Raw genomic sequence first — 12,481 nt, 5'->3', positions numbered from 1 at the left:
AGAACGGCGCTCAGCGGGAAGCGGATGGAGAAGAGGTGCCTGGAAAGGCGGGAGGTCCGGGCGGCGGAGCCGGTGCTTCCGTGACCGGCAGCGCGACCTTGCGGGCCGCTTCCGGATTCGTGGTGATCTTGGCGGCGGCGAGGGCGTCCGCGACGAAGCGCTCTTCGATCGCGCGGCGCTTTTCCGAAAGGGCGCTCTGACGCAGGCGCTCGGCGATCTCATCGAAGGGACGCGCACCGCCAGGCCGGGCATCGGTCTTCATGATCACATAGAGACCCTCCGGGCCCTCGATGATCTCACTCCGGGAATTGATCTGCAGGGCACGGCCAGCCTTCATGACGGCAGCAGGCCAACGCGTCTCCTTGGCCTCGGTCTCGATCCAGCCGATGTCGCCGCCACGATAGCGGCTGCTCTGGTCGTCCGAATGATCCATCGCCACGGCCCCGAATCCGGAAGCGGCAGGTCCCCTGCCCCCCTCTGCGGGCTTCGCAGCGGCAGCGGCAAGGCCGGCTTCAAGGCGCTGGCGGGCTTCGGCCTTGCGAGCCTCGCTGCCTTGGGCAGGCACCGCCTGGAAGAGCAGGGCGAAGCGATCGAGACCCTTGCGGGAAAACTCCTCCTTGCGGGCCTCATAGGAAGCGCGCAATTCCTCATCGCTCACTTCCACTTTCGCCACGACCGCATCGAGGTCGCGTTCGCGCAGCCGGGAGATGAGCAAGGATTCGACGCGGCGGCGGGTTTCCGTCTCCGTCTCAAGCCCGGCCTGGCGGGCCCGCTCCACCATGGCGAGACGCTTGACCATCTCATCAAGCAGCACCTCGGCAGCGGGCACGGCTTGATGATTCGCCTTCCGCCACGCGGCTTCCTCGCGGAGGTCTGCCTCGGTGATGGTCCGGCCAGCGACCACCGCCAGGGCTTCGGCACCCGTCGAAGCGGTGGCCACGGGGGCCTTCTTGCATTGGCTCAAAACGCCGGTGATGGCGGCCAAGCATAGCAGCGGGAGCAGGCGACGGTGCATAGGGATGATTGATGAGACAGGTCAATTACCGGAGTCTTCCGGCATGACAAGGCGGACGCGCATGGCAGCCTTTCGGGCTTCCGAGATGGCGGGCTTGGCGCGGAACACGGCCGCACCGGGATCATTGGGAGCGGCCTGCGAGGTGATGTCCTCGACCACCGCCGGACCACTGTCCCAGGTCACAAGATCATTGGAATATTCGACCTGATACTGAAGGTCGGTGATGCCCGGCTTGCGGCGGAAGCTGAGCGTCAGCCGATCGCCTAGGGCCGCCGCCTTCGGCATGCGGGCGGGATCGAAGGGACGCAGCGGATCGACCGCGAATCCATAGCGCATGAGCGCATCGTCATCGCCAGCGGCAGAGAGGCCTTGCTCGGCGAGCCACGCGGGATAGCTGAGCTTCTTCGGCACGAGCATCAGGTTCGCCATCGGTGCCGGCAGGGCGTAGGCGGCGTCCGCCGTCAGCGTCATCTTGATGGACTTGGCCTCGGCGCTGCCGAAGTTCACCGAGGCCTTCGGCACGAACTCGATCAAGCGCGTCGATTGCATCGATGCCAGGGTGAGATAAGGCGATACCGTATGGTAGTCCACGCCATTGACCGCGGTGCCGGAGAGGGTGAACCGCACGAAGACCTCCTGCGAAAGCAGCCCGTCGCGGCGCATCAGCACCGCCGCGGGCGAGCCATCCGCCACACTCGCCAAGCCATCGATGACTTCGAGGCTGAGCTGCGGCTTGAGGTCCTCGATCACCACTTGCGCGGTGGAAGCCGATCCAAGGGCATAGGACGAAGAACTGCCGAGGGTAAGGAAGACCACTTCATTCGACTCCACCTGCAAGTCCACATACGGCAGGATCGAGATCTTCACAGCCGCTTGCCCGGCGGGGAAAAATAGCGTGGTCGGGATCGACTGGTAGTCCACACCGTTGGTCGCATTCCCGCTGATCGAGAGGCCAACCGACAAGTCGTCCGCGGTGCTGCCTTCGCGGGTGATCGTGAACGAACCCTCCGTAGGCCCGTTCTCGCTGGCCTGAGGCGAGGTCGCTACGACACTCAAGCGCGGCGGCAGGGCGATCGAGCCGCTCTCGATATTCCCGGCATAGTGAATGCCCGCGAGGTCCCCGGGTTGAAGCGGGGAGCCTTGCAAGCGGATCGAAAGATCCGTGAAGCCGGTCTTCGTGCCCGCGGCACAAACTTCGAGGAAAGCATCTCCACTACTGCGGCGGATGCGCAGGTAGTCGCTCAGCAGCGTGGAGCTGCCGTGAAGCAGCCCGTTGATGTCGATGATGTCTCCTTGGGCCGGAGTGAAATCCGTGATCGTATCGACCGCAGCCGATGGCTCGGTGAAGACGAAGGTGTCCGCACCGGTCCCACCGGCGAGGGTGTCGGCACCGTCATCCCCGTAGAGGAAGTCGGCAGCGTGGCCACCGGTAAGGACATCGGTGGAAGGACCGCCTAACAGGATGTGCGGCAGATCCTCGCCATAGCTCGTCGCGTAAGTCTGGTATGCCGTCGTACCCAGACCGGCACTCGGCGCGGCGAGGCGGTGCGGACCGGCGGTCGCGCCGAAGTCGGCAACGAGGTGGCCGTGCTCGCGGGCCAGGCGATGGGACTCGTAGCGCAAGCTTTCCACGGCGGTGACGGCAAGCAGGCCGGGATCCGAATCGAAGAGGCGGACGAGAACTTCGCCGCGCGATTCCTCGTGCTGCGGGTTCTCATCGCGCACGCCCACATCGAAGGACCCTGTCTCCACGCCAGTCTCGTGTTCGAAGACCAGGCGGCCCGCCATGACATCGGCACGGGTGAAGGTATCGCCCGGAGCGAGAATCTTGCGGGTGCTCTGCGGCAGCGCGGCGGTATTCCGCAGCACCAGATGACCGCCTTCCGGAAGCGAGTGCAGCGTGAAAGCCAGTTGCGCCGGGCTGCTGTCGCTATCGGCCACTTCGAGCGGCACCAGCGAGGTCACGCCCGAATACGCCACGACTTCCCGGGTAAGCAACTGCGGCTTGAGCGGATCGGCATCCGGATCGGTCCCGGCGAGAAATTCGGCGAGATTGTTGCGGCCGTTCCCATTGCGATCGGCCAAGGCATCGGCGGCATTCTGCTTGTCCAGGCCATGCTCGTCCTCCCACCAATCGGCAATGCCATCGCCATCCGTATCGGTAGCATTGGCATCGACTTCGAGATCCAGACGCAGGGCAGTCGCGCGGGACAATTGATCGAGATCGAAACCGGAAGTCGAAGGCGGCAGGATCGTCGCCGGCCCGCCATCAAGGGTGATCCCGATGTGGAATGCAGTCGTGGCAGTGGTGCCGAGCGGGATCGCCTGGGCGATCGGTGTTTGCCCCAGCATCACCGCCTGGTGCGGGATCCGCAGCAGATACGAATACTTGCCGCCGCCGAGCGAATCGACCTCGCCGGAGAGATGAATCAGGGAGCCGTCCGGCTTGCGGATGGTCCAGCGCAGCTCGCCCGCGGTGACCAGTTGCTCCGCGTTCGGATTGCGGCGGTTGAGGATGCGGCCGTAGACCAGCGTTTCCGGTTCGCCGATGAAGGCGGCGGCATCGGCCAGCGGTGCCATCAGCCAGACGACGGCAGCGGCGGCCAACCAGGCGGGAGAGGAGGAGTTCCGGGAGATCATGGAAATCAGAGGTTCAGATGAAGGTGCAGCGGGTTCCGGCTCAGCCGCCGCTCTGTCCATAGGTGTCGAAAATCAGCTTGATATCCGTGACTTGATCCGCGAAGCGATCGAGCCCTGTCTCAGGATTCGCGTTGAGGGTCGCGCCCGGAATGATCAGCAGCCACTCGGTGTTCCAGATCGAGCGACCTACCAGCCGGGTGTCCTTGACGCTGTCTCCCAGCTCGTCCGGATAGGCACGGAAATCGGAGAATCTCCGCTGGTCGCCGAGGCGTCCGTTCAATCCGTCCAACAAGGGAATATAGCCGCTCTTCTGAATCTGTGAGCTGGTGGCCGGGAACGGTGCCGGAATCGCCTGTTCAACGACTTTCCACATCCGCATGTCATCCGGGTTGTCGGTCCGGGATACCCGCATGATATCCATGCCGGCGGGAACCAGATAGACCCGTGGCGCGGCGGCAAGACCTTCGGTAACACTGTCCGTCTGATAACCTTCGAACGCGACGCCGACGCCCACGATCTTGGTGGCGAAGTTGCTGCTGCTGTAGGTCTGGTCGCCCCCGCTGAGCGGTTTGCCGAAGAAGTTCTTGCCGGAGGTGATGTCGGAAGAGAAGCGCAGGACAATCGCCGGCTGGGGCACCGGCTGGCCGGCGGTATTGGTCGCGGCAGCGAAGGGGCGGCAATAGCTGCGGAACTCCGACATCTGCCATAGATCCGGCACGCGCGCCTTCTGGAGCTGCTCCTTCCAGATCAAGTCCGGGTCCTCGCCCGGCGCCGGCGGCTCATCGGCAGGATCCGGCTCAGCCTCGGAGGAAAGAATCCGGAATGCCTCTCGCCGCATGGAGATCTCGCCCGTTTCCCGCTGGAGCTGGTTGAAGCCGAGTTGCCCGCGCTGAGAGTCATAGGTTTGCTTCAGTTTGAACATCGCCCGATCGAGGTCCGCGAGGGTGCGGGCGCGGATGATCTCGCCGTAAGCGTCTTGGGGGGACGCCGGGTCACCGGGCAGATAGTTCGCTTCGTAGTCGTAGGCGGAGGCCGCCAGGTAGGCGTAACGCGAGGCGAGATCGAAGGAACTGCGGTAGGTCTGAAGGGCGTGATTGCGGGAAACCCGGAAAGTCATGTCCTGATATCGGTTGCGCTGGGTCTCGGCGGCCACGCGCTTGTTGAAGGCGGCGCGCTCGTCCACCAGCCGCCCGCCCTCGTCGAGCAGCGTCCGATAGCGGTCGGACAAGGCCTGGAGGGCTTGGATTTCCTTGAAGATCGCGATTCGCAAGACCGGTTCGTCGCCGATCTTGTCCTCGATTTCCTTCAGCCATTCGCGGATCTCGAGCTTCCGTTGATCTTCCGCCTTGGCAATGTTCACTTCGGTCTCCGCCACATCCAAGGAGATCTGGGCCGCCGCCTTGGCGATCTTCAGGGTATCGTCCACCACGTTGAAGCCGGTCGCCGCGGCAGTGAAGGAGAGGCCGACACCGGCGCGGGCGGCCGACAGCGCGTCACCCGGCGACACCGAGAGCCCCCCCGTGGGCAGGTTCAGCGGGATCGCCGAGGCTACATCCTTCTCGACCTTGTAGGTAACCTCCTTGGCCGAATTGATGATTTCAATCCCCGTCTCGAGCGCCAGCAGCACGCTGTTGATCGCGGTCTTGGCTCGGGTGAAATCCGCATCGCGGCCTTGATTCCTGGCGCTGACCACCAGACGGGCGTCGACCAGGCGCAAGAGACGGACCGTCTCCCCGCTCAGCGCATCCCACGCTCCGATTGCCTTCGCCACCTCGGCCTCCTGCTGGATCATCTCGTTGATGACACTCTGCAATTCACCGGTGGCACCGCGCGCACCCCATGCCGGCGGTGCCTGGAAGGTATAGCCCGACGCGGTGATCGGCATCTGGCCGACCAGGCCCGCCATGTTCACTTTCGGAGTGTTCAGGTCGGTATAGTTCACCGCGAACACCCCGGATGTGGTATCGGCGCCGTAAGTCAGGTTATTGCTCGCGCTCGCAAAGGTGGAGTCGAAGATCTTGCGGATGTTCTCGTTGTCGATGTTCTGGCTGTTCAGGGTCGAGTCGAGGGTCGTATAGGCATCGTAGATGGCACCGCCGTTGAGGTTGCCCCCGGTCCCATTGAATAGCGCGTAGTCGGCGGTCGGCCCCGGCACCGTATCCCTGTTAACCCCGCGGACGGGGACATACATGTAGAGCCCGAGATCCGGCCCCTCATAGCCGGCAGGGTAAAGGCGGCCGGGCCCGACGGTCCCGGCGTAAGGTTTACCGAAGATCTGGATGAGCCGGTTCCGATAGGAGAGATCTTCCTGGAAGGTGGAGTTGCGGAACTCCACCTCGCTGTTACCCACCTGGCGCAGCATCTGGCTGCTCTTGTTGGCATTTTCCCAGATATCGGCGGCGCTCTCGCGCATGGCTGTGGCGCGCTCGTTGATCTGGTCGAAATGCATCTTGCCCAAGGTCCCGGCCCCATACTCCCCGAAGTATTCGAAGAGGGGATCGATATCGAACACCTGCGCACCCCGGGCCACGCCTAGCGGATTGTAGCCGCGATCCGCCTGATCGATGGTCCTCTGGATCGAGCTGAGGTTGGCGGAGACCACCGCAATGTCCGAATTCGTCGTGCGATCCACTTTGCGGACACCCTCCAGCGTCGTATTCGGATGCTCGCTCGGCAGCAGCGCATTGGCAGTGACCCAGTTGAAGTAAGCACCTTGACCCGCGCGGCGTCCCCACTCGTCCACGCCCCAGGCACGGTCGGCATTCGAGTCGGTATAGCCCTGCCATTGCGCGTTCGGATCGGCGACGTAGCGGTCCCGATAAGTCAGCGAGACGATCTCCGCACCGGCCTTCGCCTTCGCGGCCGCAGTCGCAGCGAACTTCCTCTCGTCGAAGAAGTCCACCGAGATGACGATGTTCCTGAAGGTTGTAGCTTTCAGAGCGCGAGACCCAGTTGAAGTATGGATGGCGCAGCAGCTCGTACTGGTTCCGCATCGCGGTGAGGTAGTGCCCCCAAGCGTCGCCGTGACCCTGCGGAAAGAGCAGCATCGCGTCGTCCTCGTCGATGAAGCCGTCGGCATTGACATCGCTGACGTTGTAGTTGTTCGCGTAGGCGGCCTCCCCTTCTCCCTTGGTGAAGTTCCAGAACATCCGGTTGTAAACCGGCCGGGCGAAGTAATCATCCACCCCGCGCAACAGGTCGAGTTCCTCCTCGATGAGCGAGGCGGTCTGGTTCTGAAAGGCGAAGACGGAGGTCGAAAGGCTTCCCGTCTCGACGTTGTCGCTGCCGTAGCCGATGGTGGGATCGAGCGCATCGCCGTAAGCCTCATTCCCGAGTAGGGTGTAAAAGTCGGAGATTCGCGTGGCGGCGAGTTGCAGGGCATTCGAGATCGCCGGCGTGGAAACCGGTTGCGAAAGGTCCACGCTGAGGCTGCGGCCACGGTTGAGGATCGTCTCGTAGAGTTCGATCAGCCCGACGTTCTCGATCACGTTCTTGTCCGGATTGAGCGCGACCGGTCCTTCGTACCGCGCACCGAACTGCGAGATCATGCTGCTGATCGTGGACGGGCTGTCGCCTTCGAAGTCTCGGATCCGCGCTTCATACGGATTCACCGCATCCAACACCCGCTTGATCCATCCCTGGGCAAGCTGGGCACGGAAGTCGGGGAAGCCATCGAGATCGGCATCGACAAAAGGCTGGGAATTCCCGGCACCGGCCCAGGTGAAGTTCACACCCTTGCGGCCATCCGCCTGCGTCGCCTTCCAGTTGGTTCCGCTCGCGGTGTCGTTCTTGTGGCGGTAGCGCAGGAACCACCAGGTATCGGCCAGCAGCGCTTCGGGCGCGTTCGGGTTGCCCTTCAACGTCATCTGGTAGCGGCCCCTCCCGGCGTTGCCGCTAGGATCCGGGAAAAGCTTCCACGGATTGGTCTGGCCGGCCGGAATCAGGTCCGGCGGCGGCACGTTGAGGCTGCCATCGTCGGGTCTATACCACCACTCGAAGATCAGGTCCTCGGCATTCGCTCCGAAGTCCCCGGTCGAGCGCAGCACGACGTTCTCATCGAAGACGTTATCGGAAAGCAGCGTCTTCACGGAACCACGGTAGCGCTGGCGCCGGTCGACCTTGACAATATGCGGCGTGATCGGCGAGCCGCCGAGCGTCGGGTCGTTGTTCTCGACCACCGTCACCCAGCTTTCGTCGGGATATTTCACGCCCGCTTCGAGTTCGGCCAGCGGATCGAGGAAGCCGGCATTCGGCATCAGTGCCAGACCCGGGCCATAGGCACGCATCGGCGTAGGCGACGCCGGGCTGGCATAGAGGACATTGCCGAGCGAGTCCTTCGCGATCCCGCCTTCCGGCGTGTAGAGCGGCAGCCGCATCAGGCCCGCCAGGTATTCGCCAGCATTGCCGGGCACCGTCTCGGGATTGCGGGTGGCATTGTAGAGCGCCGTCACCGCGGTGACCCAGGCCGTGCGCGCAGCCGAACCGGTATCGACCAGTCCGAGGATCGAATCGCGCTCGGCAGCCGTTAGAATATTCGGCTCGAGCACATAGACCGCCGGTGGCGAGGCCGTCAGCGAGGGATCGCCGATCGCCTTGTCATTGAGCAGGCCGCTGAACTCGAGCGCGCTGTTCAGGGAATCGTAACGCAGGCGGCGTTGCAGCGAGGCCGGCAGATCGTTGAAGACATACTTGCCCGCCTTGACCGTGGTCCGTCCGCTCGCAGGCTGGAGTTCAGAGGGGAAGGCAGTGGTCGCAAGCGGCGCGGTGCGCTTGTCGAGCGCCTGCACCACCCGTGCGGTCCAGCGGCTCTTGAGTTGCGCCGGGACGGCTTCCGCATTGAGCGAGTCGAAGACGACCTCCGCGGAAGCGAAGGCGAGCAATTGCGGCAGGCCGGGCGTTTCGACCGTCTCGGAAACCCCGTTTTTAACAAGGGTCTTGGTCGGGTTGTCCGCGCGGTACTCGCCGCCGGAGAAGGTCAGCGTTTCGCCGGCCTTGAGGACCGCGGGGTTCTCCGGCCATTCGGACTTGTAGATCACCCGGGTCGGCAGATGGGCGGAAAGGAATTGCGAGGTCTGGGGCGCACGCACCGCCTCCGGCAGGAAGGACACCGAATCGCCCGTAAGCGGGAGCTTCGGACTACGGCTGCTATCGTAGTTCGCCGTGTAGGTAGCACCGCTCTTCACCACCTTGACCGGCGGGACGGTCAGATCGGAAGGCCAGTAGAAATCCGGGGCCAGCGGGTAGTAGAAGGACACATTGAACCACGCCTTGTCACCGCCGGAGATCGCCCAGTAGGAACCGCGCCAGTCCTCCCAATAAGCTTCCTGCTTGAAAAAATTGTTTCCGAAGGTCTCCGGTGCGGGGCTCGCACCGATCGCCACGCCAAGCGGATAGAAAGGAATCACCGGCTCGCCCGCCCGCATCCCGACGAAGGGCTGCGTCTTGAGGTTGGTCGTGGTCGCCGCGAAGTTGTTGGCGAAGCGGTAGTTCGGAGTGTCACCGGTGGTGCTCTCCTTCTTGACCCTGTAGAGGTTCATCCGGACCTCGTCGGCGGCGACGTCGAAATACTGGACGAGAACGAAGGGTGCCGAGGTGTAGCGCCCGGCTCCGCTGGTGATATTCGGGTTCGCGTTGTTCAGGTCCCCGGTGCGCAGGGCGTAGATCGCCGGCGGGCGCGGCGAAACGTCGGCGAAGCGCAAGGACGGTGCGATCAGCGCATGCTCCTCGTTCGGGTTGTAGCCGGGCGCATTGAAATCCGGCTGCTGATAAATCTGCACCGCCTGGAGGCGCGACGGATCATAAGTGGTGGCCGCCGCCACACTGCCCACCGGCGGTGCGACCTGCTGCTCCTGGTTGGCTGGGCTCTTGCCCTCGCTGCCGTATTGGCTGGCGATCACGATCTGGGGAACCGACGCCGGTTCCGGCCACGCCGGCTTATAGATCCGGGAGATGTAAGGCCACATCAGCGAATCGTTGCGCCGCGGATCATCATACCACACCACGATCGGCAGCTCGCTGTCCTGGACGCCGGGATGCTCGTTGACCGGGATCACCGGGCCGGGCAAGGCACCCTTGTTCAGCACCACCAGCGACGAGCTGTCGGCGCGCAATTGCGCCATGTCGTAAATGTCGCGGGCGGCCAAGCCCTCCAGCTTCCCGGCATCGTAGACAAACGGATTGTAGCGTGCCTTCCCTGCCAGATCGAGAAGGAAGCCGGTGCCGAGCTTGGCGAAATCGACGCTTGAATCCAGGATCTTCGCCCCGACAGGAACCGGCTTCGGCACCGCCGCAAGATTGGTATCCCAGGCGCGGGTATCAACCACGCGCACCTGCAGGAATTCGCGCGGCTGACCGCGGCCGCCGCTCTGGATCTGCGAGAACAAGAGGACCGACATCCCCGGCCGCTCGGTGATGAAGAGGCCGTTCGCATCCGTGGTCGCTCCGGCGGTGGTGTACTTGATCGACTTGAAGCTGAAGTCGTCGTCCGGATCCGGATCGAGGGCGACCGCAGGGGTGCCATGGATGTGAGGATAGTGGCCGCGGATCTGGCGTTCGGCATCGAAGGGCAAGGTCGAGACGACCCGGACTTCCACGGCATTGCTCGATTCGGTGCCGGGCTTCCACGGGACGGTGAAGCGGCCTGGAATCGTCGGGAAAAGGCGACCGCTGACAGGATCCCATTCGGCCATCAGGGCCGGGCCGGGAGTCGGCCCGCCCGCCACCACCACCGAGGGATCAGGCACCGCATTGATGATCGGGTCCGGCTCGCGGACAAACATCGTGGCATACTGCGGATAGTCTTCGAAGACATGCTTGCCGATGACGACATTCACGACGATGGACCCGGCTCCATAACGCCAGAGCGTGCGGACCGGACGCTGCAAATTCGGGATATCGTAGCCGCGCGAGCCGGCCGGCGTATCGGGACTCCAGGCTGCCACGGCACCGCCATTGACGAGCGCCGGCCCGCCGCTGGTCGGCAGGCCGGTCGAAGAATCGATCTCGCCCTGGCCTGAGAAATAGTAACCGTCGCCATTGACCCAGCCCGTCAGCGCGAGGCCGTTCGCGCCGGGTTCCGCAGCCGCCGATACCACCTTGATATGCGCGCCCGGATCGAACCACGAGACGCCATCCTGCACCGTGCGGTCAACGGTTCCTGATGGAGTAACCTCGAAAACCTTCGCAAGCGCCGCACGCACCGGATCGTCAGAATTCAGCCGCACGCCGTACTGGATCTGCCAAATGTATTCGATCCCACCCGGGCCATACATGCTGAAGTTCGGCTTGACCTGCTGGCGTGGCTCGACGGTCGCGAAGCTGAAATTCTGGACGTAAGTGATATTCTTCCAGAGCCCCTTGGCGACCGGATCTCCCCCGATGGCAGGCGAGGCCACGGGAATCGTGAAGGAATTATTGCTGACCCAAGTAATCGCGTGGGTCCCATTGTACGGTGCGTACCCGCTACCCGCGATCTCGATCACGTTGCCGCTCACCAGCCCGTGCGCCAGAGGCGTGGTGGTGGTGGTGCCGTCCGGGTTCCTCTCGACCTTCCCGTTGACCAGCAAGGTGGCTCCGCCGGATGCGGCGTAGGACACGATCGTGCCCTCCTGCGATTTCCGGATGTCCACGCCGCCGATCCCGAGCCGTGCGTCGTTCTGTGCCTTGGTCTTGAGGCTGTTCGGTGGTCCGTAGGCTCGGTAGCCCTTGACCACGTAGCGCAGGTCCAGGCCGGGATGGCTGAAGGAATCAATCGACTGCCCGTCGATCTGCACGACCGGCTGGCTGCCGCGGAGAACCCATTGCTTGCTCACCGGCGGGCTCGGACTGCCGGCGGCATCCGAGGCCAGCGGACCCGCCCACGGTTTCCCGGCGATGATCTCCTGACTCCGTGTTTTGCTGAAGTCCTGGCGGATCGTGAAAGCGTAGTAGTGCTGCCAGCGAAGTTGCACGTCGGTATCGCCGGTGATCTCGAAATCGTAGTTCGTCGGGTCCGCCGTCTGGGCGATGTTGTTCACCGACATCCCGATCGCCACGAAGCGCTCCTCCGCTTCGTTGTTGATCACATCCGGATCGATCGCACCGCTACCGGAGAGATACTGCGAATTGATGTCCCTGTAGACCTGCTGCGGCGCGCTGATCTGGATGCGGTCGCCGTGGGCGACTTCCAGGTTCACGGAATCGATGTCGTTCGCGACCACCACCCCATCGCGCTTGATCACGATGCCCTTGACGAATTCGCCCTGCGCTTCGGCCTGGCTTACCACGTGAAGCATCCGGCCGGGACCGCGGAAAGTGAGCGTGGTCGGATTGTCGGGAAGGGTCCGCGAGGCGCTCGCCGAACCGGCGAAGACCGTCGCCCGGGAGTTCGGTGCTCCGCCGTTGTTGAAGAAGACATTGTTGAAATTCTCCACCGTGTCCACCGGAGCCGCATCCTGGTCGACATCGACCTGCGCGGAGAAAGTCTTGCCCGGCCCGAAGCCGGAGAGATGAACTACCAGGACGTCATTGCGGAGGTTGGTGGTTCCAGCCGAAAACGGGGAGGTTTGCACGGCGCTCCCCCCGGGAGGCGGGCTTACACTCAGCGTCGTCCCGTCGAAGTTCTTGCTCGTGTTGCCGATCGTGAACTCGAAGCGCGTGATCTCGAGCGTCGGCGAGTTGTTGGTGACGTGGATCGTCGGCGTGTTCGTATCGCCGTCGATGCGGACGGTGAAAAGCAGATCGGACACGTCCGCCACGGCGGCGGGTGCAAGGCCCAGGGCGAACAGGGCGCCGGCTGCCAAAGCACGGAGGCTCGGAAGAAAATTCATGGGAGAGGAAGCAGGAGTG

At 63.7% G+C, this 12,481-nt stretch carries 3 protein-coding genes; all 3 read right to left on the bottom strand.

Features of this window, described 5'->3' with window-relative positions; genetic code table 11:
- Nucleotides 1–10 precede the first annotated feature (10 nt).
- Nucleotides 11–1,015, bottom strand: coding sequence for a peptidylprolyl isomerase (locus tag ABWK72_RS18330; RefSeq protein WP_367871017.1), 1,005 nt, complete (start codon nucleotides 1,013–1,015; stop codon nucleotides 11–13).
- Nucleotides 1,016–1,036: 21 nt separating this feature from the next.
- Nucleotides 1,037–3,655, bottom strand: a complete 2,619-nt coding sequence (locus ABWK72_RS18325; protein ID WP_367871016.1) for a Calx-beta domain-containing protein — start codon at nucleotides 3,653–3,655, stop codon at nucleotides 1,037–1,039.
- 2,342 nt (nucleotides 3,656–5,997) lie between these two features.
- Complete coding sequence (locus ABWK72_RS18320) at nucleotides 5,998–12,462, bottom strand: hypothetical protein (protein WP_367871015.1); 6,465 nt, start codon at nucleotides 12,460–12,462, stop codon at nucleotides 5,998–6,000.
- Nucleotides 12,463–12,481: the final 19 nt, after the last annotated feature.

This window comes from Luteolibacter sp. Populi (genome assembly GCF_040801775.1).
In the GTDB taxonomy this organism is placed as follows: Bacteria; Verrucomicrobiota; Verrucomicrobiia; order Verrucomicrobiales; family Akkermansiaceae; genus Haloferula.
The sequence above is the reverse complement of the archived record's forward strand: the minus strand, read 5'-3'. Positions and strand labels throughout refer to the sequence as shown.

Bases quoted from the DNA above. Each gene is read 5' to 3' on its own strand.
- ABWK72_RS18330 (WP_367871017.1), bottom strand. From the start codon at position 1,015: ATGCACCGTCGCCTGCTCCCGCTGCTATGCTTGGCCGCCATCACCGGC.
- ABWK72_RS18325 (WP_367871016.1), bottom strand. From the start codon at position 3,655: ATGATCTCCCGGAACTCCTCCTCTCCCGCCTGGTTGGCCGCCGCTGCC.
- ABWK72_RS18320 (WP_367871015.1), bottom strand. From the start codon at position 12,462: ATGAATTTTCTTCCGAGCCTCCGTGCTTTGGCAGCCGGCGCCCTGTTC.